Genomic DNA, 25,831 nt, shown 5'->3' with positions numbered 1-25,831 from the left:
TCGCCCGGGAGTCGGAATACAGCAAGGCGACCCTCTATGTCTATTTCCAGAGCAAGGAGGAGATCATCAACGCGATTTTCCTCAGCGGCCTGGTGCTGCTCCAGCGCAAATTGCAGGAGGCCATCGACACCGCCGCCAATTGGTACGAGGCGTACGAGGGCATGTGCGCGGCGGTGGTGCGCTACTATGGAGAGCGGCCGGAGGCCTGCGGCGTGCTGGTGAACGGCGGCGCGGGTTTGCAGGAGGACGCCCATCTGGACCAGGAGGTGCGGGACATTCTGCGGGTACGGCGGTCCATCGGCCAGCTGCTGGCGGATTTTCTCCGTCAGGGCGCGCAGGAGGGCCTGATCCGGCTGGATCTGCGGGCGGAAGAGCTGGTGCTGCTGTTTTGGTCGGCGCTGGAGGGCATAGTGCGCATGGCCAGTCAGCGGGACGCCTACCTGGGCCAGACGCTGGAGGTGGACCGGGACGTATTTCTGCGCCACGGCTGCCAGATGCTGCTCCACGCCATTACCAATCCCGCGCCGGCGGAAGAGGCGGCCCAACCGGAATAAAAAGCAACGCCCCATTTGTTAGCCGGGATACCCGCTAAGAAATGGGGCGTTTTTGTGTGTTTTACAAGGAGGACAGCGGTGAGAGGGGAAAAAAGCGGGAGGGTCCGGCCGGGAGAGGGCCGTCCGTCCGAAGGTGAGAACAAGATGGGGACCATGCCGGTGCCGCGGCTGCTCCTCACCATGGCGGTGCCCATGATGCTCTCCATGATCGTCCAGGCCCTTTATAACGTGGTGGACAGTCTGTTTGTCTCCTACATTCCCGATACGGCCCAGGTGCTTCAGGCCGGAGACCGGGCGGTCAACGCCCTGACCCTGGCCTTTCCCATCCAGATGCTGATGATCGCCCTGGGGGTGGGGACCGGCGTGGGGGTCAACGCCTCGCTCTCCAAGAGTCTGGGGAGAGGGGACCCGGAGCAGGCGGGACGCATCGCCGGAAACGCCATGGCGGTGAGCCTGTGCTACTACGGCGCGGCGCTGCTCTTTGGCCTGCTGGGCGCCCGGGCCTATCTGGAGAGCCAGACCGCCGACCCGGTGGTGCTGGAGTTTGCTTTTTCCTATCTGAGCATCGTCACCGTCTGTTCGGCGGGCACCATCGGCTATATGTGTTTTGAAAAACTGCTGCAAGCCACGGGCAAGACCACCGCCGCCATGGCGGGCCAGCTGGTGGGCTCGGTGACCAACCTCATTTTGGACCCCATTTTGATTTTCGGATTGTTGGGGGCCCCTGCCATGGGGGTGACCGGCGCGGCGGTGGCCACCGTCATCGGGCAGTGGGCCGCCTTTGGGGTGGTGGTATTCCTCCACTTCCGGTACAACCGGGAGATCCCCTTCCGGCCGTCCCTGCTGCGGCCCCGGCGGGCGGTGATTGCCGAGATTTACCGGGTGGGGGGACCGGCGATCCTGATGCAGTCGCTGACCTCGGTGATGACCTATGGGATGAATCTGATCCTGAGCGGCGTTTCGGATACGGCGGTCATTGCCTACGGGGTGTATTTCAAGCTGCAAAATTTTATTTTTATGCCGGTATACGGCCTGAACAACGCCTCCATCCCCATCATCTCCTTCAATTACGGGGCAAAGCAGGAGAAGCGCATCCGGCAGGCCATCCGCTGGGGGCTGGTGGTGGCGTCGGTCATCATGGGGACGGGGCTCCTGCTGCTCCAATGCTGGGCCGGGCCCATTGTCCGGTGCTTTTCCCTCTCGGACCAGGCGGTGGCGCTGTGCGTCACGGCGCTGCGCATCATCACCGTGGGCTTTTTCTTTGCAGGGGCCAACATCACCCTGCAAGGGGCCTGTCAGGCGCTGGGCAGCGGTCTTTCTTCCCTGCTCATCTCGCTGTTGCGGATGATTCTGGTGGTGCTGCCTCTGGCCTGGTGTTTCTCCCGGCTGGCGGGGGCGGACACTCTGGTGTGGCTGGCCTTTCCCATTTCGGAGGGGGTGGGCTGCTGCGCGGCGGCGGCGCTGACGCTGCGCCTCTGCCGCCGGCGGCTGGCCGAGCTACGCATCCCCTGACGGACGCCGTGCCGGTCCTTGGGACCGGCACGGTTTTTTTGATTTGGACTTGACTTTATCAAGTAAACTGTATATACTTGACAAAGTCAAGAAAAGAGGTGAAGCCCATGTTTGATACCTTCGCCTACCGGGCGACGGTGTTTTACCGCAGCTTTGCGGACCTGACCCGCAGCCGGCTGCAAGAATTGGGGCTGCATTTCGGGTCCCTTTTCCTCATCCTCTATGTGGGAAAACATCCAGGCTGTACCCAGGCCCAGCTGACGGCCGATCTCCGGCTGGACTGGGGCTACTCCCAGCGCAGCATCCTCAAGCTGGTGGAGGACGGCTTTCTGACCCGGGAAAAATCCGGCCGGGCCTACCGCATGGCGCTGAGCGAAAAAGGCGCGGCGGCCTTCGCGGTGAGTCATCAGGTCTTTTTTGACTGGGACAGGGAGCACCTGGCCCCACTGACGCCGGAGGAGCGGGCGCAGCTGATGTCCCTGCTGGATAAGGCGGCCCAAGGAGGCACACAAGAGAAATGTACCAATACCTGACGAGTCCCCTGGATTACGGCGGACTGACCTTGAAAAACCGGGTGATTTTCGCGCCCACCACCCTGGGCCTTCCCCCGGAGACCCAGCTGGAGCGTCTGCGCGCCATTGCCGCCGGCGGCTGCGCCATGATAATCGTGGGGGATGTGCCGGTGGGAAAGGGGGGCTTCGGTCCCTCGCTCTATCATCGAAAAGGCTTTGACTGGTTCCGCCGTCTGGCCGACGCGGTCCATGAGGAGGGCTGTATGCTCTGCGCCCAGCTCCACCAGTCCGACGCCGACTGGAAGGCCATGGTCCGCCATCTGCCCGGACTGATGACGGGACGCATCTCCAAGTCCCAGCTGCGTACCCTGCTCAACGAGGCTGTGGGGCCCTATATTACCGGCTTGCCGGCCCGTAAGGTGCGGGAGATCACCCGGTCCTTTGGCCCGGCGGCGGCGCTGGCCAGGCAGGCGGGCTTTGACATGGTGCAGGTCCACGGCGACCGGATGTGCGGCAGTTTCAGCTCTTCGCTGTTCAACCATCGGACCGACGGCTACGGCGGCGGACCGGAGGAGCGGGTCCGGTTTGCGGTGGAGGCCGTGGAGGCGGTGCGGGCGTGCGCGCCGGACCTGCCCATCGACTATAAGCTGGCCGTCCGTCTGGAAGCGCCCCATTACGGAAACGCCGGGGTGACCGAAGAGGAGCTGCCGGTCTTTGTGCCTTTGCTGGAGGCGGCCGGTGTCACCAGCTTCCATGTGACCCTGGCCGACCACGGCGACCTGAGCGACACCATTCCGCCCGCCGCTCACCCGGCGTTTGGCGGGGAGGGCTGCTTTCTGCCCCTGTGCGACCGGGTGCGGGCGCTGACCGACAAGCCCATCTGCGGCGTGGGCGGACTGACCGACCCGGACTTTATCGAGGCGCAGCTGCGGACGGGGCGCATCCAGTGCGCCGCCATGAGCCGCCAGCTCATCGCCGACCCCAACTGGCCCAACAAGGTGTTGGGTAAAAACACGGAAGCCATCCGGCGCTGTGTGCGCTGCAACCGGGCCTGCCTGGGCGGGATGCTGGCCCATCGGGGGGTTTCCTGTATTTATGAAAGGAACGAGTTATGAAATACGCCATTGTATACAGCAGTAAGACCGGCAATACCGGCCGTTTGGCCCAGACCCTGAAGGAGACTTTGCCCCCGGAGGACTGCCTCTACTGCGGCGGGCCGGACGCCCGGGCGCTGGAGGCGGAGGTGCTCTATGTGGGCTTCTGGACCGATAAGGGCACCTGTGACGGGGAGACCGCCGCGTTTTTGCGCACTGTGACCAATCAGCAGGTCTTTTTGTTCGGCACCGCCGGTTTTGGCGGCGCGCCGGAGTATTTTGCGCAGATTCTGCGCCGGGTAGAGGAGACGCTGCCCGCCGGAGCCCGCGTGATCGGCCGCTATATGTGCCAGGGCAGGATGCCCGCCGGCGTGCGCCGCCGCTACGAGGCCATGGAGGAGAGCGGCAAGCGGCAGATGCTGCTGGACAACTTCGACCGGGCGCTGAGCCACCCGGACCAGGCGGATCTGGAGGGCCTGCGGCGGGCCGTTGGTCCAAAGGAGTAAAGGCAAAGCCCCCCGGCAAAGACGAACACTTTGCCGGGGGGCGGAGTGTTTTATGCTGCGTGTTGAGGCCGCTCCTTCGCCGGGCGGAGGGAGGCGGCCAGGGCGGCGCCTAAAATGACCAGCCCGCCGGCGATTTCCCGGAGGCTGGGCACTTCCCCCAAAAAGAGCAGGGCGTACAGGATGCCGTATACCGTCTCCAGACCGGAAATGATGCCGGCGGTCTGCGCGCTCACCTTGCGCTGGGCGGAGACATAGAGGGAGTGGGCGAAGGCGGTGCACAAAAAGCCGATGGCGGCAATGCCGGCGACGGTCCGCGGGGTCCACTGGACCGGCGTAAAGAGGAGGAACGGAAGGAGCGCCGCCGCCGCCGTGCCCTGTTCATAGAGGCAGATGGTCCTGGCCGGATAGCGCCGGGAGAGGCGGCGGTTCGCCAGGGACAAAACGGCATAGGCCAGACTGCACACCAGTCCCCATAAAATTCCCACAGTGGTCCGGTTTTCCACCGAAAATTCCGGAACGGTGATGAATATGCCGGCCAGGAGCAGAGCGGCGGTGCCCAGATTGCGGAGCCGGAGAGGTTCACGAAAGATGAGAGGCTCCAGGAAGGTGAGGAAAAGGGGAAAGGTGGAAAAGGTAATGGTGCCGATGGCCACCGAGGCGGTCTGGATGGACTGGAAGAAGGTGGTCCAGTGAATGGCCAGCACCAGGCCGGCAAATATGGCCAGCTTCCGATCTCCGGATGTGCGCAGCCGCAACGGCTCTTTTCTCACCAGAGCCAGAAGCAGCAAGGCCAGGGAGGAGCAGACCACCCGCCCGCCGGCCACCGCCGCCGCCGGCGCGTCCACAAACCGCCCCAGCACCGAGGAAAGACCAAAGAGCATCACGGCAGCGTGGAGAGACAGGAGGCTTTTTCCTGTCTCTTTGTCTTTTTGTTCCGCCAAATCCCTTCCTCCTTCCGCAAATCGCTGAGGCTATTATAGGGCCCGGCGGCAAAGGCGTCAAGGCGTCTACGAAGCGTAGGTTGCGCGGCGGGCCGTTTGCTGGTATGATGCAAAAAAACAAGAGTCGGAGGAAAAACATGAACGCATATGTAACGGGCAGCACCATCAAGCGGCTGCGGGAGGAGCGGGGCCTGACCCAGGCGGAGCTGGCCCGGCGCCTGGACGTGAGCAGCAAAACCGTATCCAAATGGGAGACCGCCAAGGGCTTTCCGGACATCTCGCTTTTGGAGCCGCTGGCGGCGGCGCTGGGGGTGTCGGTGATGGAGCTGCTTTCGGGGGACACGGTGGTCAACCGGAACAAGTCGGCCAACCTGCTCCGGGCGAAATTTTACGTCTGTCCCATCTGCGGCAACGTGATCCACGCCACCGGAGAGGCGCTGGTGAGCTGCTGCGGGGTGTCGCTCCCCGCCCTGGAGGCCGAGGAGGCGGACGAGGACCACGCAATCACCATGGAGCAGGTGGAGGACGAGACCTTCGTCACCGTCCGGCACCCCATGACCAAAACCCACTTTATTTCCTTCCTGGCCTATGTGACCTCGGATAAGCTCCAGCTGGTGAAGCTCTATCCGGAGGGAAACGCGGAATGCCGGTTCCGCTTCCAGGGGGGCGGGATGCTCTATCTCTGCTGCAACCGGCACGGGCTGATGAAGCGGCGTGTGGTCCGCCAGGGGCGCCTGCCCCGTTAACAGACAAAAAAGGTCTCCCAAAGGGCGTGAAGCCCTTGGGAGACCGTTTTTCATTCGTCTACAAAGTCAAACTGATCCTTGTACTTTTCCTTGAACCGCTGGAAAACCTCGTGCAGGATCTCCTCGTCCTCCACGCCGGCATAGGTCTCTTCGTCGCCGGTCTCGATGAGCTTCAGGATCACCACCTCGCCGCTGTCGTCGCCCTCGGGCAGCAGTACGACGTATTCTCCCCCGTCATACTCCACCAGATCCAGAAATTCAAAGCGGACTTCGTTGCCGTTCTCGTCGGTCAGGGAGACGATGTTGTCCATCTCCATTTCATTGTCCATCGATACTCCTCCTTTTCTCTCTGGGATAGTCCTAGGATACCATTTGGCGCATTCCCTTGCAAGGAGAAAACCAGATGGCGGACGCCAAAAGAGAAGCGATAATTTTTTGCACAAAAAGCGTTGTCATAGAATGGCTCCTCCTTGTAAGGGGAAGCATGATACCGTACAATAAAAAGGAGTGCTTGTTCCGGTCCGCGGGTTTGGGAACAAACGGGTTTGGATTTGATTGGGAGTGATGAACAATGCCGATGCTCGGCGCAATTTTGGTGCCCCATCCTCCGGCGCTCCTGCCCGAAGTGGGCAGAGGGCGGGAGCGGGCGCTGTCTGACACCGAGAGCGCCATCCGCGCCGTGGCCGCCCAGGCGGCGCGGTGGGAGCCGGACGTACTCATGGTGGTCTCGTCTCATACGGGCCTATATGAGGATTATTTTCACCTGTCGTCAGGGGGCGGCGCGGCGGGGGATCTGTCGGACTTCGGCGCGCCCCAGGTCCGGCTCCAGACCGGATACGACACCCAGCTGCGGGAAGTGATCGCCAGCCGGGCCCAGCGGGCGGGACTCAAAACCGGCGTCTTTGGTTCCCAGGCGGGATGGCTGGACCACGGGGTGACGGTCCCGCTGTACTTTCTCCACAAAGCGGGGGTCACCTGTCCCATCGTGCGTATCGGGGTGTCCGGCTGCGGGCCGGCGGCCCATTACCGGCTGGGAAAATGCGCGGCCGAGGCGGCGGAGGCTCTGGGACGCCGCGCGCTGTTGGTGGCCAGCGGCAATCTGGCCCGCCGGCGGGAGGAGGACGGGAGTACGCCGGAGCGCGAGGAACGGATAACGGCGGCGCTGGCGTCGGGGGAATTTGTGGAACTGCTCATGGAAACGCCTCCGGAGGACCGGCAGGCGGCGGGGTGCGGGCTCCGCGCGTTTCAGATCATGGCGGGGGCGCTGGACGGGCGGTCCGTCGCCCCCCGTCTGCTCAGCCATGAGGCCCCCTGCGGGGCGGGATACGCCGTGGCGCTCTTCCGCGTCACCGGGCGGGAGGAAAGCCGCCGCTTTGTCCGGGCGTAGCGGTCAGAAGGGGCCGTATCCGATGGCGTTGGCCACCATGATGAGGGCAAAGGCGCTTACGATGAAGGAGAGATAGATCTTCCAGCAGAACTTCAGCCAGGAGCCGTAGTCCAGTCCGCACATGGAGAGCTGCACCAGGGAGCTGCCCGGCCAGAAGCTGTTGGTGATGCCGTCGCCGTACTGATAGGTGAGCACCAGGATCTGCTGGTTGATGTTGAGCAGCTCGCCCAGAGGCTGGAGGATGGGCATGATGATGACCGCCTTTCCGCTGCCCGATACCACCAGGAAGTTAAAGAGGGTCACAAACAGGAAGATGATGAGAAGGGCCAGGATCGCCCCCTTGTTTTCCAGCAGGACGGACATGGCGTGTACGATGGTATCCATGATGCGGGCCTGATTCATGAGCACCACCACCGACTGGGCCAGACCCACGGCGAAGGCCGCGGCAAAGACCCGCAGCGCGCCCTGGCAGAAGAGATTGCAGGCCTCGCTGGGATTGATGCGGAAGATCACGGTCAGCAAGACGCCCAGGATGACATAGATGGCGCCGATCTGGGGGAAAGACCAGTTGAGCTTGATGCAGCCCACGCCCTGCACCACGATGACGGCCAGAAAGGCCAGCAGGCCCAGCCCGCGGGCGGGCGTCATCTCCTCCATGTCCGCTTCTCCGTCCGACTGCTGTCCGTTCTGGGCCTCATACTCCTCCCTGACGATGCTGAGGGAGGGGTCCCGCTTGATTTTTTTGCAGTAGCGATAGAGGCCCACCAGGCCGATCACATAAAACACCGCCAGGCCCACCGTCCGGAAGCCGATGCCGGAAAAGAGGGGGAGGCCCACGATCTGCTGGGACACGCCGGTGGTAAAGACGTTGATGAGGCCGGAGGTAAAGCCCACGGTACTGCCCACAATGGCCATACCGGCGCCGGCCACCCGGTCATAGCCCAGGGAAAATCCGATGGACACCGCCAAGGGGTAGAAGGGATAGGCGGCCTCGCCGAAGCCCAGGACGCCGAAGAGGACAAAAATGCTGTAAAAGAGGAAAATTACCGAAAATTCCCGGCCCTTTGTCCTGCGCAGGATGATATTGATCCCCGCGCTGAAAGCGCCGTTCACCTCCAGGAGGTAGATGACGCCGGAGCTGATGAACAAGGTGGCCATGATGGAGGCGCCGTTGACAAAGCCCTGGTAGACCGCCTCAAAGTAGTTCATAAAGGTGATGGGCGTCTCATTTTCCACATATTGGAAAGTGCCCGGCACCACCACGGTGATGTTGGTGGCCTCGTCCACCACCCGGGTATAGGACCCGCTGGGGATGAGGTAGGACAGAATCACCACAGCCAGCATCATGACCAGCAGGATGATAAACACATGGGGCATCCGGAAGCCCCCGTTTGCTTTGCGGCTTGCTTTCATGGGTTATGTTCCTTCTTCCTCTCCTGAATTTTGCCTGCGGGCCAGCCAGGCAGCGGCTGCATTGGCATAGAGCGCGGCGCCCAGGGAAAGGACCCGCTCGTCCAGCACCATATTGGGGCTGTGCAGCGGCGGACTGCCCGGGGCCCCCGCCCCCAGGAAGCAGAACATCCCCGGCACCTCCCGGGTGATGTATCCGAAATCCTCGGTACCCGTCATGGGCGGGATGACCGCCATTCGCTCCGGACCCACGATCTGGCCCAGCGCCTCCGCCAGCTCCCGGCACAGGGGTTCCCGGCTGTAGGTACAGGGGGTGTGGAATTCGGTGATCCGTACATCGCCCCGCCAGGCCCGGACGTAATGCTCCGTCAGCTCCGGGATACGCCTGGCCAGATGCTCCGCCGCCCCCATGTCCAGGGTGCGCACGCCGATGTGCAGCTCGGCCTGGTCGGGGATGATGTTCACCGCGCTGCCGCCCCGCATGACGCCGCAGGTCAGCGCCACCATGGCGGCGGGATTGGTCTCCCGGCCCACCAGGAGGTTGACCGCCTGATAGACCTGATTTGCAATCATCAGCGGGTCGATACAGCACTGAGGTATGGAGCTGTGGCCCCCTTTGCCCTTGATTTTTATGATGTAGGTGTCCAGAGAGGCGGAGGTGACCCCCATGCTGTATCTGAGCCGCCCCGCTTCCTCCAGGGGCTGGACGTGGAGGGCGAAGGCGGCGTCTACCTTGGGATTTTCCAGCGCGCCGCAGTCCACCATCATCCGTGCGCCCGCGCCGGTCTCCTCGCCGGGCTGGAAGAGCAGCTTGACGGTGCCGGGGAGGCGGTCCTCCCGCTCCTTCAGGATCTGCGCTGCGCCCAGCAGCATGGCCGCGTGGCTGTCGTGCCCGCACATATGTCCATATCCGTTTTGGGCGCGGAAGAGTAAGTCGTTTTCCTCCCGGATGGGCAGGGCGTCCATATCCGCCCGGAGGAGGATGCAGGGCGCGCCGCTGCCGATCAGGGCGGTGATCCCCTCCGCCCGCTTCATTTCCGGAAAGCCGGCCGCCATGTAATCCGCCGTCATCTGCGGGGGCAGGGGTCCCCCGCAGACCTGCCAGGGAATGCCCATCTCATCCAGGCGCTTCTTGAGGTAGGCGCATGTCTGGGGCAAATCCATACCGATTTCCGGTATTTGGTGCAGGTATCTGCGGTCTTGTACGATGGTTGGCCACAGCTCCTCCGCCCGCCTGCGTATTTCTTCTGCCATGCTCATGTTGCTGCTCCTTCCCGACGCGCCTGAGGGCGGCCTTTGATAGAAAAAAGCCGAGAGCGTTTGCTCCCAGCCTCTCCGTGATTTCCGGGTTGTATAATTATACGCACATATTCGTTATAAAACCACTTCTTTTTTCTTGTCAATACATTTTGTGGAAAATCATTGAAAAAAGACGCCGATTGACAAATCTTTTTTGGAGAACTATACTTAATTACAGACGGTGTGGACTCTCAGGGGCGAAAGTCCTTGGGGGTCTTTTCTGTACGCGCCATGAGAAGGGGAGGAGACTGGCATGAACGATGCGCATTTCCGTATTTTCTACCACTGCGATATTTTTACCGCCGACGACGCCCGGCCATATGCCGACTGCATGATTTTGAAGGACGGGGTCATCCAGTGGGTGGGGCCGCGGCGGGAGATGCCGCCCGTGGAGGGGGAAGCGGTGGACCTGAAGGGCCGGCGGGTGATCCCCGGCTTTGTGGACGCCCATATGCACCCGGTCATGCTGGCGGACTTTCGCAAGCAGATTACCGCCATGCCCCCTGAGATATGCTCCATCGAGGACCTGGTACAGGCCATCCGCAACCGGCGGGCCGTCCAGCAGCCGGGGCAGTGGATCGAGGGCTGGGGCTATGACGAGCACTCCTTTGCGGAGCAGCGGCCCCTGACCCGTTACGACCTGGACCGGGGATGCAGCGACGCGCCGGTATCCATCCTGCGCACCTGCGCCCATATCCGCTGCGTCAACAGCATGGCCCTCCGGCTGGCCGGCATCGACCGCAATACGCCAGACCCCCAGGGGGGTGAGATCGAGCGGGACGAGACCGGCGAGCCCACCGGCGTTTTGAAGGAAAACGCCCGGAATCTGATCGCGCCTTTGCTGCCGGTGCTGGATGAGGAAGCGCAGGTGGACAACCTGGTGGAGCTGGGGAAGGTGCTCTCCGCCCAGGGCGTCACCGCCGTATGCGATATGGGGACGCTGGACGGAAAGGACTGCTTTCCCATCTATGAAAAGGCGGCGGCCAAAGGGTTTCGGCAGCAGGCGGGCCTCTACTATATGTGGGACTTTTTTTCCCAAGCGCCCGGATTTGTCTGGGATGGGGCCAGAGCCCAACGGGACAGGCAGATTTTCACCGCCGGCTTAAAGCTCATCAGCGACGGCAGCGTTTCGGGGCGTACCGCCTGGATGGACGCGCCCTACGAGGGTTCGGAGGAGGCGTACGGCATTTCCGTCTGTGACGACCGGCTGCTGGACTCCGCCGTGTCCTTCTGTAAGGCCCACGGCTGTCAGCTCTCCCTCCACGCCATGGGCGCCCGGGCCATTGCCCGGATGGTAGACCGGGTCTGTGGGGAGACGCCCTGGACCCCGGCCGGTATTCCCTATGTGCGGATCGAGCACGCCACCAAGCCCAGCCGGGACAGTGTGGAAAAGGCGGCGGCGAAGGGGATTCCCTTTGTCACCCAGCCGGTGTTCCTCTACGCCGAGTCCAAGAGCTATGTGGACAACCTGGGGCCGGAGCGCACCCGGCAGTGTTATCCCATCCGCCAGTGGCGGAAGGCCGGCGTTCCGGTGGCCTTTTCTACCGACGCGCCCGCCACCTTCTGGGCGACGCCCTCCGATCCCATTCCGGGCCTGAAGCTGGCGGTTACCCGGCGGGCCTATGACGGCACCGACTGCGGCCTGGACGAGGCCGTGGACATGGAAACCGCCATCCGGCTTTACACCAGGGAGGCCGCGGCGGCGGCGGGCTTCCCCCGGCGGGGAGTGCTGGCGCCCGGATATTTCGGGGACTTTTTGGTGCTCAGCGGAGACATCCTGACGGCAGACCCGGAAACGCTGGAGCAGATCCGGGTGGAGGAGACCTACATCAACGGCGACCGCGTCTATCAGCGGGCCGAAGCGGCACAAAAATAACAGTAAAGGAGATCATATATGTTTACACTTCCTGCCTATCACGCGCCGGATTTCACCAGCCCGGAGCTCGCCCACGCGCCGGAGGTCAAGTGGGAACGGGTGACCCTTCCTGGCGTGGCGCCGGAGGGCTACCACAGTACCTCCATGTATCCGGAATACTTCAAGATCGACGGACAGTGGGTCCTGCCCCGCGAGAGCCGTATGGACGCCAGCGTGGTCATCGGAGAGGACGGGGTGCTGCGGGTGGTGGAAAACCGGAACCTGAAGGGAGGGGACAAGGTCATCCTGGGCCGGACGGAGAACGGACAGGAGGGCATTTACCTCCACACCAGGGGCTTTGAAGCGCCCGACGCCCGGCCGGACGACCAATTCGTGTTCCGGCAGGGCCGCAGCCGGGAGACCTCCTACGCCCGGGACTACGACCGGCTCTTTGAGCTTCTGCGCTACGAGAAGGAGCACGGAAACATTTTGTGGGTGATGGGACCCGCCTTTTCCTTTGACGCCGACGCCCGCCGGGCCATGCAGTGCATGGTGGAAAACGGCTATGTGGACGGTCTGATGGCGGGCAATGCCCTGGCCACCCACGATCTGGAGGGGTCCATGTTCCATACCGCCCTGGGGCAGGACATCTATACCCAGCATTCCTGTCCCAACGGACATTATCACCACCTGGACGTCATCAACCGGGTGCGGCGCAGCGGCTCCATCCCCCGGTTCATCCAGGATTATCACATCCAGGACGGCATCATTTACAGCTGCGTCAAGCACGGCGTCCCCCTGGTCCTCACCGGCTCCATCCGGGACGACGGCCCCCTGCCGGAGGTGATCGGAGACGCCTACCAGGGCCAGACCGCCATGCGGGGCCTGGTGAAAAAGGCCACCACGGTGATCTGTCTGGCCACCATGCTCCACACCATCGCCACGGGCAATATGACCCCCTCCTATCGGGTCATGGAGGATGGGACCGTCCGGCCGGTGTTCCTCTACACGGTGGACGCGGATGAGTTTGTGGTCAATAAGCTTCTGGACCGGGGCAGCCTGTCGGCCACCACCATTGTGACCAACGTGCAGGACTTTATCATGCTGGTGGTCAAGGGACTGGGTCTGATGTGAGGGCGGAGGATCCGCGCCGGGCCAGGCGGGACAGCGTCTTTTCCATGGCGGCATACAGGGCCGGCTGCACGCAGGAAAAGGTGACGGTCATGGGGGATTCCGGATGTGCCTCCAGCCAGCGCCGGACTGCGGCAACGGCGATCTCCGCGGCCTTTTGGGGGGGATAGCCGAATTTTCCCGCCGAGAGGATGGGGAAGGCGATGGTGGGGATGTGATGCGCCGCCGCCAGCTCCAGGGCGTTTTGGTAGCAGGCGGACAGGGCCTCGTCGCCGTCCGGACCGCCGTAGACCGGTCCCACCGTATGGATGACGTGGGCGGCTTTGAGCCGGTAGCCCTTTGTAAGCTTGGCCTCGCCGGTGCGGCACCCGCCCAGCAGTCGGCATTCCGCCCGCAGCTCCGGCCCTGCCGCCCGGTGGATGGCGCCGTCCACGCCGCTTCCGCCCAACAAGGTCTCGTTGGCGGCGTTGACGATGCAGGCACAGTCTGAACAGGTGATGTCCCTGTCCTCCAGGCAGATCCGCAGACCGGGAAAGGCGGCGCGGTGGTAGAGATTGGCGGCCGCCGGAACGAGACGTCCCGCCCGCAGGTCCGCCCGCAGGGCCATTAAGAGCAGGCCCAGATGGTTTTCGCCCGCTCCGGTTTTCAGGTCCACGCCCCAATAGAGATCATGCCAACCGTTCCCCTCTTGCAGCATACGGTCGCCGGTATCCAAAAGAGCCGCCGCCAATTCCGGGTTCTGGAGAAACTTTGCCCGCAATACCCGCTCCATGGCCCTCCGTCTGACGCGGTCCCAGTCCGGCGGGGGAGAGAGGGCACGGCCCCGTCGCTTGGCGGCCATGGGGTCCAGCTGGGAAAAGACCCGTTTTTCTTCCGTATCGGTACATTTCTGGGCCTGATAAGCCGCCTCGGCGTTGGGATAGACGATGTTGTCCAGCTCCATCCGGCAGGGATAAAAGTTGTTCAGGAACTCATATTCCTCCACAAACCGGTCAATGGAAATGCGGGGCGTCTCATAGTATCTCATCATCATCGCTCCTCTCGCGTTTTTCTTATGATAGCCGGGACGCCGCGCCGGGACCGGATTCTTTTTCCGCCGGATCAGGGCGGGAGCACAAAAACCAGACGGGAAAGGAGGTATGGAGCCTCTCCCGCCTGGTTTTTCATCTTATCATACCGGTGGTCAGAGGACTGGTGAGAGAAGGAACGCCATCCGCGCCGTTCGGGTGGAGGATGCCGCCCGGCGCTGCGATTCATGCTTTGAAACCGGTCCGTGCGCAAGGGTATTTTGGAAAAAACTGAATCTGAGTATCACAAAGAAGCGTTGAAGGATGGGGCAATGGGCCGTCTCTTTCAACGCTTTTTTGGGCTTGCGGGGAGGTTTACCGGCCATGGAATACCGGTCTGCGCTTTTCCAAAAAGGCGTCCACCGCCTCGGCGTGGTCCGCCGTCCGGGTGAGCCGGGCAGCGCCCTCCACCTCCTGAGCCATCCCGGCGGAAAGGCCGGAAAATACCGTCTCATTCATCCGGCGCTTGATCTCCCCGTAGGTCTGGGCCGGTCCGGCGGCCAGGCGCCGGGCCAGTACGGCCACGGCGCCTGGCAATTCTTCGGCGCTGTAAGCCGCTGTAATCAGTCCCCACTGGGCGGCCTCCCGGCCGCTGAACCGGCGGCCGGTCATGAAGAGCTCGGTGGCACGGGGGAAGCCGATCCGGGGCGGGGCCATCACCGAAGCCCCCATGTCGGGCGCCAGGGCGATGCCGGCAAAGGCAAAGACCATTTTGGCCTCCTCCTCGGCCAGGGAGAAATCGCAGGCCAAGGCCAGACTCATTCCGCCGCCAGCGGCCGCCCCCTCGATCCAGGCGATGACCGGCTTTGGAAGGTCCCGGATGGTGAGGATGACCTGGTTGAGACACCACATATTGGCGCGGGTGTCGGATTCCGGCTCCCGTCCCTCCCGATAGGCGTCCACACGCCGTTTCATGGAGGTGAGGTCGCCGCCGGCGCAGAATTTGCCCCCCGCGCCCCGCAGCACCACCACCCGCACCTCCGGGTCCCGCCAGACCTGCCGGAGCGCGGCGGTCAGCGCCTGGGCCATGGGGATGGACAGGGCGTTCATCTTTGGGGGATCGTTCAGCGTCAAGGTGGCGATATGGTGTTCTGTTGTGACCGTGACCAGCTGTGCGTCATATTTCATGGTTGTCTCTTCCTTTCTGTCAGCGAATGGTTTTAGCAGCATTACTATACCCCAAGGGCGGCTGATCTGCACCGTCAGAAGCTACAAAAATACGGGCCGGCGTCTGGTTTTCCGTGATGCAAACCCACACGGAACGAACATGGTTGATATGCACAGGTTTAGGCAAATGAAACCGGGCTCTTTTTGTATACAATCACGTTGTGGGAAGCGCCACCCAAATTTACAATACACTCGTAAGATTCGCTCGCCGCGATTTATTTGGAGGAGGTACCCTACGTATGATCCAAACAAAAATGACGGAGCTGCTGGGCATTCAACACCCCATTATGCAGGGTGGTATGCAGCATCTTGGAACGCCGGAACTGGCGTCTGCCGTCTCCAACGCCGGCGGACTGGGCACCATTAACGTTACCATTTATCCTGAGCTGGAGGACTTCCGCCAGGCGGTCCGTCAGATGAAGGCGCTGACCCAAAAGCCCTTTGCCGTCAATGTATCCATCCCGCCGGACGTAAACCCCGGCGACAAGACCGCCGATTATCTGCGCATCTGCGCCGAGGAGGGGGTGGGCATCATTGAGCTGGCCGGAGGAAACCCCACCCCCTTCGCCCCCATCATCAAGGGGTATGGGATGAAGCTGATTATCAAGATGGCGGCTTTGAAGCACGCCAAAAAGGCCCAGTCGGTGGGAGCCGATCTGGTGACCATCGTGGGCTATGAGGTGGCCGGCCACCCCGGTATGGGGGAGCTGAGCAGCATGGTGCTGGCCGACCGGGTCTCTCACGAGCTGAATATTCCCGTTATGCTGGGCGGCGGCGTGGCCGACGGCTACGGGCTGGCCGGCGCGCTGGGTCTGGGCTGTGCCGGCGTGGTCATGGGTACCCGCTTTGTGGCCAGCACGGAGGCGGTCATCAGCGCCGCCCACAAGCAGTGGATCGTGGACCACAGCGAGGGAGACACCATTACCTGCCAGCGGAGCATCCGCAACATGGTGCGGGTGGCCAACACCGCCAGCGCCCAGGCGTGCCTGGAGATGGAGCGCAAAGGCGCCACTCTCCAGGAGCTGATGGCGGTCATCTCCGGCAAAAACAGCAAGGCCGCCTACCAGAGCGGCGAAGTGGAGAAGGGCCTCTTCCCCGTTGGGCAGACCGTGGGCCTGATCCACAACGTCAAGTCCTGTCAGGAGATCATCGACGAGATCATGGCTCAGGCCGAGGCGCAGATCGCCAGCGTCAGCGCCATGGTGAAATAAACCGCAGCTTTGTGCAGAAAGGGAGAAACGCCATGCGCGGATTGATTCATATGGACAGCCAGCAGCAGGAGCTGGTCACCATGGTGCGCAGCTTTATGAACAAGGAGATCAAGCCTCACGTCCACGAGTTTGAGGAGGCCGGCGGATACCCCGACCGGCTGGTGCAGATGGGCAAGGATATGGGGCTTACGGTCATGCAGGTACCGGAGCGGTACGGCGGTCTGGGACTGAGCACCACCACCACGGCCATGCTGCTGGAAGAGGGCGCCAAGGTGGAGAGCACCTATATCTCCATGTTCAACATCACCAACATGGGCGCCAAGATCGTCATGTTTGCCGGTACGGAGGCCCAGAAGGAGTATTATGCCGGTATTCTGGCGGAAGGCGGCATGTCCTCCTTCTGCCTGACCGAGCCGGGCGCCGGCTCCGACGCGGCCTCGGTCCGTACCACTGCCATCCGAAAGGGTGACAAATATATCATCAACGGCAACAAAATGTTCATCACCAACGCGTCCATTGCCGACGTGTTCCTGGTGGTGGCCTCCACCGACCTGAGCAAGGGCTATAAGGGGCTGGCCACCTTCATCGTGGAACGGGACCGCCCCGGCGTGACGGTGGGGAAAAAGGAGGACAAGCTGGGCATGCGCCTGTCCATCACCGCGGAGGTGGCGTTCCAGGACGTGGAGATCCCGGTGGAAAACCTGGTGGGCACCGAGGAGACCGGCTTTGCCAACGCCATGAAGGTGCTGGAGCTCTCCCGCCCGCTGGTGGCGGCCTCCTCGGTGGGCGCTTCCCAGCAGGCCATCGACCTGGCGGTCAAGTACGCCCAGGAACGGGTCCAGTTCGGACAGCCCATCTGGAAGTTTGAAGCCATCCAGATGATGCTGGCCGATATGCAGATGCGCACCAGCGCGGCGCGGGCTCTGGTGTACAATGCCTGCGCCCTCATCGACGCCGGACAGCCCTGCTCCAAGGAGGCGGCCATGGCCAAGTGCTACGCCGCCGACGCTTACCAGAAAAACGCCACCGACGCCGTACAGATCATGGGCGGCTATGGCGTCATGAAGGAATATATGGCGGAAAAGCTCTATCGGGACTCCAAGATCACCCAGATCGTGGAGGGGACCAATCAGATCCAGCGGCTGGTCATCGCAAAGCAGATGATCCGTGAAAACCGGATCTAAGGGGAAAGGACGGTAGCTTATGAGAGCTCTGGAAGGGATTCGCGTGGTGGAGCTTGCCACCTATGTGGCCGCGCCCAGCGGCGGCCGTGTCCTGGCCGATTGGGGCGCCGAGGTCATCAAGGTGGAAAGCCCCAAAATGGATATTTGGAGAAAGTATGGAAAGACCTTCAACGGTCCGGCCAGCGACGAGGAAAACCCGGTTTTTGACGTGCCCAACGCCAACAAGAAAAACCTCTGCCTGGACCTGAAGGACCCGGACGCCATGGCCGCCTTTCATAAGCTGCTGGCCACTGCCGACGTCTTTCTTACCAACAACCGCCCAAAACCCCTCAAGCGGATGGGGCTGGATTATGAGAGCTTGAAGGCCAGATATCCCCGGCTCATCTGCGGCTATGTCACCGGCTACGGCGAGGAGGGGCCGGACGCCGACAGCCCCGGCTTTGATACGGTGGCCTACTGGGCCAAGAGCGGCTTTATGGCCGACATGCGGATCGACAATCCCGGCTCCTATCCCATCTACGCCCCCGGCGGCGTGGGGGACAACAGCTGCGGCACCATGCTGGCCGGCGGCATCTGCGCGGCCCTGTTCGCCCGGGAGCGCACGGGGAGAGGCGACAAAGTCTCCGTTTCTCTCTTCGGCGTGGCCACTTGGGTCATGAGCCTGATGAATACCTCGGTACAGGCGCCGTACAGCTATAAGTACCCCAAAACCCGCTTTGAAGGACGCCCCATCACCCTGCCCTATGAGTGCGGAGACGGGGAGTGGATCATGATCAACATCATGGAGTGGGAGCGCTACCGGGACGCCTTCTGTGAGGCCATGGAGATCCCCCAGGTAGCGTCTGACCCCCGGTTCCACACCGCGGCCGATGTGGGAAAGCTGGAAAACCGGGGTCCCTTCATTCAGATCCTGGAGCAGCAATTCCGCAGCAATACCTCCGACTATTGGGATGAACGGCTGAGCAAGGCCGATATTGTCCACAGCCGTCTGGCGCATTTCAAAGACGCCGTTGCCAGCGAGCAGGCGCGGGTGAACCACTATGTGGAGCATGTCACCTGTCCCAGCGGTCGGCAGTACTGGCTGGCCCGGCCCTGCGTGGCGCTGGAGGAGGGCGGTCTCCCGCCGTATGAGCTGGCGCACGCCCTGGGACAGGACTCCCGGGAGATTTTGACCCAGCTGGGCTATTCGGAGGCGGAAATCAGCGCCATGGCGGAGAAGGGGGCGATTGTTGCGAAATAACCATCCCGTGACAAAAGACGCAACCTGACAGAGAGAATTGAGGAGGGAAAATTTTGAGTCCTGAAGTATTAAGTCTGATCGGAATTTTGCTGGCTACGGCATTTTTCATCCTGGCCATTTTCAAAGGCTACCATGTGACCGTCGTCAGTATCATTGCCGTTGCGATCGTGGCGCTCTTCTCCGGGGTCAACGTCATGACCTCCCTGACGGAAGCGTATATGCCCCGTTTTGCCGGCGCGTACTCCAGCTATTTTCTGATGTTCTTCTTCAGCGCCCTGTTTGCCAAATCCCTGGGCGATGTGGGCGCGGCCCAATCCATCGCCTTTGCCCTGGCCCGTCTGGCCAAGAAGTTCAAAGGCCACGAGAAGCTGGCCGGCGTCCTCTGCCTGGCGGCCATTCAGGCGGTGTTCAGCTACGGCGGCATCAGCGTGTTTGTGGTCACCTTCACCGTGCTGTATATCGCCAAGGACCTTTTCCAGCAGCTGAACATCCCCTGGCATCTCTACACCTGCGGCGCCATCGGCTCCTCCACCTTTACGGTGGCCATGCTGCCCGGCTCTCCCCAGCTGACCAACCTGGTCCCCATGGAGTTCTTCGGGACCGACGCCTTTGCGGCTCCCGTGCTGGGCTGCATCTGCGCGGTGTTCTGCCTGACCCTGTGCGTGGCCTGGGTGGTATTCCAGCTCCGCCGGGCTGAGAAGAGCGGCGAGGGCTTCGAGCCCACCGGTACCGCCCTCCTCCAGTCCTGGGACAAGAGCAAGGATGTGCAGGAGTATAACCTCCCCCTGCTCAAGTGCCTGTTTCCCTCTATCGTGCTCTTTGTGGTGCTCAACGTGGTCAAGGCGCCCGCCGAGGTCTCCCTGGCCTGCGCCACCGCGGTGTCCTACCTGATCTTTGAGCCCAAGAATATCCTGAAGAACCTGAAGAACGGCGCCCTCACCGCCGTGCAGAATACCAACACCGCTCTGGTGGCCCTGGCTTCCGCCACCGGCTTTGGCGGCGTGGTGGCCTCCGTGGCCGGCTTCGACTACATCCTCAGCGCGCTGGACCGCATCCCCGGTCCTCCGGTGGTGCAGGTCATCATCGCCATCAATGTGGCCGCCGGCTTCTCCGCCTCCTCTTCCACCGGCCAGCGTCTGGCGCTGGAAATGCTGGGCACCCGTTTTATGGGTCTGGGAATTCCCATCGGCGCCCTCCATCGTCTGTGCGCCATGTCCTCCGTGGGTCTGGATACGCTGCCCCACAGCTCCGCTCTGGCCAACACCTTCTATATGTGCAAGCTGAGCTATAAGGACGCCTATATCAACAACTTCATGATCTCCGTGGTATGCACCCTGCTCACCGCTATTTTTGGAGGTATCCTCATCACACTGGGTCTTACCTTCTGACAATTTACCTTCGTCCGCCAGGTCCCGGGGCCCATCACCCGGGGCCTGGCGCTTTTGCCGTTTCTGCCGGGGACAAAAAACACCGGCAGGGACGGGACCCTGCCGGTGTGCTGGCCGGCGGAAAGAAGGAGATCAGCGGTAGGTAATGCAGCCGTAATCCAGGATGGCCTTGCCGTCCTTGTCGCCCACCATCCGGAAATAGGCCTTGCCCGTCTCCTCCAACCAAACCTGGAGGGCGAAGGAATCGCCGGGCATGGCGACGCTGCGGAATTGGTTTTCCAGAGAGATGACCCGCTCCGGCTCACCGGGGAAGAGAAGGGCGGTGAGCATCCGGCAGGCATAGCCAAGGCTGCAAAGACCGTGGACGATGGGGCGGTCAAAGCCGCTCTTTTTGGCAAAGGCCGGGTCCGCGTGGAGGGGGAAGGTGTCGCCCGTCAGGCGATAGAGCAGGGGCGCGTTGGCCGGGTACTGGCCGTAGGCGGTGAGATCGGGAGAACGGTCGGGGATGTGGACGGTGCTGGCGGGGGGCTTTTCCCCGCCGAATCCGCCGGCCCAGCGGTTGAGGTAGCCCATGGTATTGGTAAACAGGGTTTCGCCCGTCTCATCGGCGGCGCTGATTTCCACCTGAATTTTGGCCCCCTTGCCCTCGCCACGGTCATAGACGCCGGTGATGACCTTGTTGATGGTCAGGGTCCCCTCGGTGGGGATGGGGCGGTAGAGGACCAGCTTATGGTCCATATGGAGGGTGCCCTCCTTGCGCAGCCCCTCGATCTTGCTGGTGGGCATGACGGGCTGGGCGGTATAGGGCTCGGTGCCGAAGGTGGCGGCGCAGGGGATAACGCCAAAGGTGGGGATGGCTTTGAGACCCTGCTCGTAGACATACTCCAAGGTGTCCTGACCGGCGCCTACGCTCAGATTGTAGAGTATGATGTCGCGCCAGGTATAGGAAAACTTCTGCTGGACAGACAGACCGACCGCCGATTGATCCAACATGGGTGAGACCTCCTTATTTTGAAATTAGGCCCCGCCCCTTGCGGGACGGGGCCAGTGTGGGACCGGGGTTATTTCACTTTGTACTTGCGGATTACGTCGCCGCTGATGACCATGCGCTGGATCTCGTTGGTACCCTCAAAGATCTGGAAGATCTTAGCGTCTCTCATATACTTCTCCATGGGATAGTCCCGCATGTAGCCGTAGCCGCCCAGGATCTGCACGCCCTCGGTGGCCACGCGGTTGAGGGCGTCGGAGCAGTAGCACTTGGCGATGGGGCCCAGCGCGGCGGCGGCGGGATCGCCGGCGTCCAGCAGGGCGGCGACTTTCATGCCGATGGCGCGGCTGGTCTCAATGGCGATCTGCATATCGGCCAGCTTGGAGGAGATGGCCTGCTGCTTGCAGATGGGCTTGCCCATGGTGACACGGACCTGGGAGTACTTGGCGGCCTCCTCCAGGATGGCGCGCATGATGCCCACGCAGCCGCTGCCTACGCCGGCGCGGCCCTGCTCCAGGGTTTTCATGGCGATCTTGAAGCCCTCGCCCTCTTTGCCGATGATGGCGGAGGCGGGGATGTGGACGTCCTCGAAAATAACGTCGCAGGTGGCGGACTGACGGATGCCCATTTTATCCTCGTGCTTGCCGATGGACACGCCGGGCAGGTGGGCGTCCACCAGGAACATGGTCAGACCCTTGTAGCCCAGGCTGCGGTCCACAGAGGCCACCACGCACATAAAGTCGGCATAGCAGGCGTTGGTGATGAAGCATTTGCGGCCGTTGAGGATGTACTCGCTGCCGTCGGGCGTCTTGTCGGCGGTGGTGCGGCAGGCGCCGGCGTCGGAGCCGGCGTCAGGCTCGGTGAGGGCAAAGGCGGCAAAACCGCTGCGCTTCTGGGGCCAGCGGGGGTCGCGGCCGGGCTTGTCGCTCATCAGGGTCTCCACGCACCATCTCTTCTGCTCCTCGGTGCCGGCGATCAGTACGGGCTTAATGCCCAGGTTGTTGGTGCCGCAGGTCAGACCGAAGCCGGCGTCGCCGTACATCAGCTCTTCCCGAATCCAGGCGCCGGTGACGGCGCTCATGCCCTGTCCGCCGTATTCCGCCGGCAGGTCGGCGCAGATCAGACCCATTTCAAAGGCCTTGTTATAGGCGTCCCAATCCAGCTCGCCGGTCCGGTCGTGCTCGGCGGCTTTGGGCCGCACTTCCTTCAGGACAAATTCGTGCACCATAGCCACAATGTCTTTCTCTTCCTCGGTCATAATGAGACCAGTACCATTCAGATCAAGCACAGCATGTTCCTCCTTCTATTTTGATTCAAACCAGTCCGTATGAGCAGACAAACCGGGGATTTGCGGCGGAAAAAGCAGTTTTTCCGCCGTACCGGTGGGTTTTGTCCGCTCCATCCATGTATGTATCATATCAGTATCCCCATCAATCGCCCACGGTCGTAAATACGAAAAAGACGGTTAAATTCATGCGCCATATTGGTCAAAGTGTCCAATGACGCCAATGCGTGCCGGCAAGATGAGAATATAATATTTGTCATTAAAAAGAGGCTATAATTTCTGAGAAAAGGGCAATTACGGAATAATTTGGCAACAAAAGAGGTTTGCAAATTTGAAAGAAGTAAGATATAGTATTGATGGATATTATTTCGGGAGGTGCTTTTTGGAATGAAGTTGACCATAAACATTGTGTTGGAATGCCTGAGAGATTATGGTCTGCCCATCCATCCGGGCAGCGAGCAGAGCATACCGCTTGCCCAGGTGCGCTTCCTTGACCGGGACGCCTCCGTCCTGTGTCCGGAGGTCCTCTATGTCTGTACCGCCAGTCAGCTGCGTCTGGCCCGCCTGGAGCCGGGCGGAGGCGGAGCGCTCCTCTGTCTGGAGGAGGACGGCGCACCCCTGGAGCCGGACGCGCTCCCCCGGGATATCCACTGCTTTCCCATCCGTTGGGACGGCATTACCCTCTGTGAGCTGATGAACCACTTGTTGGAGATCTTTGACCGCTTCCGCGTCTGGGAGCAGCAGCTGGAAGAGGCCATTTTAGTGGGAAAGGATTTTCAGGCCCTGGTGGATCTGAGCGACGGGGTATTCAAGGAGAACTTTTTCCTGATATGGGACGCGTCCTACAACGTGGTGGCCCATAGCCAGCGGGCGGATATTCCGAACAAAAAGCTCAGGGATATCATAGAGCGGGGCTTTTTCCCCAAAGAGGTCACCGACGATCTGGCCCAGATGGGGTATATGAAGCACGCCCTGACCTATTCCCGCCCCACCTTCATCGACGCGCCGAACTATATGAATTTTCCTTTTATCGTCAAGACCTTTGTGGTGGCCCAGCGCATCCAGTATACCTGCGCCTTTTATTTCATGGGCAGCAGCCCCAGCCAGGGCATGATGGATCTTGTGCAGATCTTTTCCAACAGTCTGGAAAAGTACATCCTCCGCATGGTCAATTCCAGCCACCGGAAGGTCAACCGGATCGACCAGTGTGTGGTGGATCTCATTGAGAATTGGCGGAAGGGGCCGGAATACATGGAGGACCGGGCGGCGGTGCTGGGTCTGGAGGAAGGACGCTGTTATTGCCTTTGCACCGTGCGTTTCCAGGAATACACCGAGGAGCAGGCGCTTTATATGCGGATGCGGATGCGCAGCATCTGCAGCAAGGTGGTGGCCACCATCTACAAGGAGGGGCTGGTGCTGATCTTTTCCAGTGGGGAACAGACCTTCCTGGAAAAGGAGGCGCGGGCGGAACGATTTCAGAAGATTATGGCCCTGCTGCCCATCTGCGGCGGCAAGGCGGCGTTCAGCTCAACCTTTTCCTCCTGCGCGGACGTACATACCGCCTATTGGCAGGCCTGCGTGGCCATGCAGTACGGCGAGAAGTACCGCCCCAATGAGGATCTCCATTTTTACCGGGACCACAGCATTTACCACATGATCGAATGTTACTCCAACTATCTTCACTTTCCCCTGGAAAAGATGTATTTTCAGCGTTTGTCCCTTTTGATGGACACAAAAAACTATAAAAGCAGCAATCTCTACCTGCTGCGGACCTACCTCATCAATGAGCGGAACATCTCTCAGACGGCCAAGCTGCTCTATATGCACCGCAACAGCGTGATCTACCGTATCGCCCGCATCCGGGATCTGCTGGATGTGGACCTGAACAACCCGGAGGTCCGGCTGCGGCTGCTGATCTCTTTCAAGATTCTGGAGCTGCTCAACCCCGATATGTTCTCCGCCCACATCAGCAAGGACGAGGAGCTCCAGCCGGGGGAGCTGGAGGAATAACGGCATATTCCACGAAAAATGGAGGATCGCCACACGGCGGCCCTCCATTTTTGTGTGTCAATGGATGCTGGCTCAGACCTGGTCCAGGTGCTGATATTGCGAGGTGTCCAGCTGGACGGCGGCGGACTTGGCCTCCATGGCCTGGATCTCCTCCTGGGAGTAGCCATATTCCCGCAGGACCTCTTCGGTATGCTCTCCCAGCATGGGCCCCCGCTTCCAGGGTGGGATTCCCATTTTATAGCTGCGCATGGCGGGACGGGCCAGGATGGATTTTTTGCCGTTGGGGCAGGTGACCTCGTGGATATACCCGTTGGCCCAGGCCTGTTCGCTGTGCTCCATGTCTTTGTAGTGGGCCAGCTTGTCGTTGACGATATCGGCCTCGGTCAGGATCTTGCACCACTCGTCGGCGGTTTTGGTGGCGTAGATCTCCGCAAACCGCTGCATCAGGTATTTGCGGACCTCCGGGTCCCGCTGGGCGACGGCGGTGCAGTAGCGGGGATCGTCGCCCAGCTCGGGGACGCCCAGGGCCTTGCAGAGGATGGGCCACTGCTTTTCGATTTGCAGGATGGTGGTCATGACCCACTCCCCGTCCTTGGTACGGAAGGGGGAGGCGGTGGGCGCGCTGTTTTCCCTGGTCTTGGGGTACTGGTAGCCGTACTGCTCTTCGGTGGCCACGGCCATGATGTGGAAGCACCAGAGGGCGGTGCCGTAGAGGGAGGTGGTGACATAATCTCCCTCGCCGGTCCGGTCCCGCTTGTAGAGGGCGGACACGATGGCGTAGCAGAGCCCCATGGCGGTGATGATGTCGCCGGGACCGGCCGCGCCGTATACCGGGTAGCTCTCGGGAGACTCCACCATCATGTCGGCATTGAAGCCGCTGCTGACCCAGAAGGCCACGGTGTCGAAGCCTGGATCGTTGGCCTTGGGTCCCTTTTCGCCGAAGCCGTTGATGCTGGCCATCACCAGCTTGGGATAGCGTGCTTTCAGGGTCCCATAATCCAGCCCCAGCCGCTGGAGGGCCTTGGGGCGGGTGTTGGTAAGAAACACGTCGGCATCGGCCAGCATCCGGTGCATGGCCTCCATGCCCTCCGGGGTTTTCAGATCCAGGACCACGCCCCGCTTTCCCGCGTTCAGACTGTCAAAGAGGGGGTTTTCGTCCATGGTGCAAGGCACAAAGAAGGTTTTGGGAAAGCTGCGGAACATATCGCCGCCGGCGGTCTCCACCTTGACGATATCACAGCCCCAGTCGGCCAGCATCCGGCCGCAGGAGCCGGCCGCCACCATGGTGGAGAGCTCCACCACCTTGACGCCTTCGAGAGGACGGTAGTTTTGGGACATCATTCA

General features: G+C 61.7%; 23 protein-coding genes. 14 read left to right on the top strand and 9 right to left on the bottom strand.

The annotated features are described in order from the left end of the window. The 5 genes from H7U37_RS05240 to bilS all read left to right on the top strand — a co-directional run. Positions 1-554 (top strand): TetR/AcrR family transcriptional regulator (locus H7U37_RS05240; RefSeq protein ID WP_204874170.1); only part of this gene is annotated, 554 nt, incomplete at its 5' end. Positions 555-632: 78 nt separating this feature from the next. Beyond that, positions 633-2,066, top strand: coding sequence for an MATE family efflux transporter (locus H7U37_RS05235; RefSeq protein ID WP_204874168.1), 1,434 nt, complete (start codon positions 633-635; stop codon positions 2,064-2,066). Positions 2,067-2,173: 107 nt separating this feature from the next. Continuing rightward, the gene (bilQ, locus tag H7U37_RS05230; protein WP_204874167.1) at positions 2,174-2,599 is read left to right on the top strand and encodes a bilirubin utilization transcriptional regulator BilQ; all 426 of its coding nucleotides are present in this window, start codon (positions 2,174-2,176) and stop codon (positions 2,597-2,599) included. After that, the gene (gene bilR, locus H7U37_RS05225) at positions 2,584-3,693 is read left to right on the top strand and encodes a bilirubin reductase (RefSeq protein ID WP_204874166.1); all 1,110 of its coding nucleotides are present in this window, start codon (positions 2,584-2,586) and stop codon (positions 3,691-3,693) included. The genes bilQ and bilR overlap by 16 nt, the downstream gene beginning before the upstream one ends. Next, the gene (gene bilS, locus H7U37_RS05220) at positions 3,690-4,178 is read left to right on the top strand and encodes a flavodoxin family protein BilS (protein ID WP_204874165.1); all 489 of its coding nucleotides are present in this window, start codon (positions 3,690-3,692) and stop codon (positions 4,176-4,178) included. The genes bilR and bilS overlap by 4 nt, the downstream gene beginning before the upstream one ends. Before the next feature lie 50 nt (positions 4,179-4,228). Here the strand turns inward: bilS and H7U37_RS05215 are convergent, their stop codons facing one another. Then, positions 4,229-5,119, bottom strand: coding sequence for a DMT family transporter (locus H7U37_RS05215; protein WP_243414244.1), 891 nt, complete (start codon positions 5,117-5,119; stop codon positions 4,229-4,231). 137 nt (positions 5,120-5,256) lie between these two features. Here H7U37_RS05215 and H7U37_RS05210 point away from each other — a divergent pair, with 137 nt between their 5' ends. After that, complete coding sequence (locus tag H7U37_RS05210) at positions 5,257-5,865, top strand: helix-turn-helix domain-containing protein (protein ID WP_204874164.1); 609 nt, start codon at positions 5,257-5,259, stop codon at positions 5,863-5,865. A gap of 50 nt (positions 5,866-5,915) precedes the next feature. On the opposite strand, the gene H7U37_RS05205 is transcribed toward H7U37_RS05210, so the two are convergent. Then, positions 5,916-6,194 (bottom strand): DUF1292 domain-containing protein, encoded by a 279-nt coding sequence (locus H7U37_RS05205; RefSeq protein WP_243414242.1) that lies wholly within the window; start codon positions 6,192-6,194, stop codon positions 5,916-5,918. Between the two features lie 242 nt (positions 6,195-6,436). Between H7U37_RS05205 and H7U37_RS05200 the strand changes: the two genes are divergently transcribed. Next, positions 6,437-7,252, top strand: a complete 816-nt coding sequence (locus H7U37_RS05200; protein WP_204874163.1) for a class III extradiol dioxygenase subunit B-like domain-containing protein — start codon at positions 6,437-6,439, stop codon at positions 7,250-7,252. A 3-nt stretch (positions 7,253-7,255) separates the two neighbouring features. On the opposite strand, the gene H7U37_RS05195 is transcribed toward H7U37_RS05200, so the two are convergent. Then, the gene (locus H7U37_RS05195) at positions 7,256-8,665 is read right to left on the bottom strand and encodes a YfcC family protein (RefSeq protein WP_204874162.1); all 1,410 of its coding nucleotides are present in this window, start codon (positions 8,663-8,665) and stop codon (positions 7,256-7,258) included. Positions 8,666-8,668: 3 nt separating this feature from the next. Beyond that, positions 8,669-9,916 (bottom strand): M20 metallopeptidase family protein, encoded by a 1,248-nt coding sequence (locus tag H7U37_RS05190; RefSeq protein WP_243414241.1) that lies wholly within the window; start codon positions 9,914-9,916, stop codon positions 8,669-8,671. Positions 9,917-10,214: 298 nt separating this feature from the next. On the opposite strand from H7U37_RS05190, the gene H7U37_RS05185 reads away from it, so the two are divergent. Both H7U37_RS05185 and H7U37_RS05180 read left to right on the top strand, forming a co-directional pair. Then, positions 10,215-11,837 carry an amidohydrolase gene (locus H7U37_RS05185; protein WP_204874159.1) on the top strand — a complete coding sequence of 541 codons (1,623 nt, stop codon included), beginning with the start codon at positions 10,215-10,217 and terminating at the stop codon, positions 11,835-11,837. An 18-nt stretch (positions 11,838-11,855) separates the two neighbouring features. Next, on the top strand, positions 11,856-12,950 hold the full coding sequence (locus H7U37_RS05180; protein WP_204874157.1) for a putative NPN-dependent ornithine cyclodeaminase: 1,095 nt from the start codon (positions 11,856-11,858) through the stop codon (positions 12,948-12,950). On the opposite strand, the gene H7U37_RS16435 is transcribed toward H7U37_RS05180, so the two are convergent. Continuing rightward, positions 12,928-13,974: a macro domain-containing protein gene (locus H7U37_RS16435; protein WP_204874156.1), complete on the bottom strand. Its 1,047-nt coding sequence runs from the start codon at positions 13,972-13,974 to the stop codon at positions 12,928-12,930. The two genes, H7U37_RS05180 and H7U37_RS16435, sit on opposite strands and share 23 nt — an antisense overlap. A 355-nt stretch (positions 13,975-14,329) precedes the next feature. Next, positions 14,330-15,142 carry an enoyl-CoA hydratase/isomerase family protein gene (locus H7U37_RS05170; protein WP_204874155.1) on the bottom strand — a complete coding sequence of 271 codons (813 nt, stop codon included), beginning with the start codon at positions 15,140-15,142 and terminating at the stop codon, positions 14,330-14,332. 278 nt (positions 15,143-15,420) lie between these two features. Between H7U37_RS05170 and H7U37_RS05165 the strand changes: the two genes are divergently transcribed. The 4 genes from H7U37_RS05165 to H7U37_RS05150 are packed head-to-tail and all read left to right on the top strand — an operon-like array spanning position 15,421 to position 20,204. Then, the gene (locus H7U37_RS05165; RefSeq protein ID WP_207751946.1) at positions 15,421-16,392 is read left to right on the top strand and encodes an NAD(P)H-dependent flavin oxidoreductase; all 972 of its coding nucleotides are present in this window, start codon (positions 15,421-15,423) and stop codon (positions 16,390-16,392) included. 32 nt (positions 16,393-16,424) lie between these two features. Continuing rightward, the gene (locus H7U37_RS05160) at positions 16,425-17,576 is read left to right on the top strand and encodes an acyl-CoA dehydrogenase family protein (protein WP_243413510.1); all 1,152 of its coding nucleotides are present in this window, start codon (positions 16,425-16,427) and stop codon (positions 17,574-17,576) included. A 19-nt stretch (positions 17,577-17,595) separates the two neighbouring features. Continuing rightward, a complete protein-coding gene (locus tag H7U37_RS05155; protein WP_204874154.1) occupies positions 17,596-18,816 on the top strand; it encodes a CaiB/BaiF CoA transferase family protein in 1,221 nt (406 codons plus the stop codon). 53 nt (positions 18,817-18,869) lie between these two features. Next, a complete protein-coding gene (locus H7U37_RS05150) occupies positions 18,870-20,204 on the top strand; it encodes a GntP family permease (protein WP_204874153.1) in 1,335 nt (444 codons plus the stop codon). Positions 20,205-20,336: 132 nt separating this feature from the next. Here H7U37_RS05150 and H7U37_RS05145 read toward each other — a convergent pair whose 3' ends face one another. After that, on the bottom strand, positions 20,337-21,197 hold the full coding sequence (locus H7U37_RS05145; protein WP_204874152.1) for a MaoC/PaaZ C-terminal domain-containing protein: 861 nt from the start codon (positions 21,195-21,197) through the stop codon (positions 20,337-20,339). A gap of 68 nt (positions 21,198-21,265) precedes the next feature. Continuing rightward, positions 21,266-22,480: an acyl-CoA dehydrogenase family protein gene (locus H7U37_RS05140; protein WP_338049782.1), complete on the bottom strand. Its 1,215-nt coding sequence runs from the start codon at positions 22,478-22,480 to the stop codon at positions 21,266-21,268. A 384-nt stretch (positions 22,481-22,864) separates the two neighbouring features. On the opposite strand from H7U37_RS05140, the gene H7U37_RS05135 reads away from it, so the two are divergent. Next, positions 22,865-24,487 carry a PucR family transcriptional regulator gene (locus tag H7U37_RS05135; RefSeq protein ID WP_204874151.1) on the top strand — a complete coding sequence of 541 codons (1,623 nt, stop codon included), beginning with the start codon at positions 22,865-22,867 and terminating at the stop codon, positions 24,485-24,487. A 72-nt stretch (positions 24,488-24,559) separates the two neighbouring features. Here H7U37_RS05135 and H7U37_RS05130 read toward each other — a convergent pair whose 3' ends face one another. Further along, complete coding sequence (locus tag H7U37_RS05130; protein WP_204874150.1) at positions 24,560-25,825, bottom strand: CaiB/BaiF CoA transferase family protein; 1,266 nt, start codon at positions 25,823-25,825, stop codon at positions 24,560-24,562. Positions 25,826-25,831 lie beyond the last annotated feature (6 nt).

Origin of the sequence: Pseudoflavonifractor phocaeensis, assembly GCF_016901735.1 — a bacterium.
Taxonomy (GTDB): Bacteria; Bacillota; Clostridia; order Oscillospirales; family Oscillospiraceae; genus Pseudoflavonifractor_A.
Note: the sequence above shows the minus strand (reverse complement) of the source record. Positions and strands in the feature narration are given on the sequence as shown.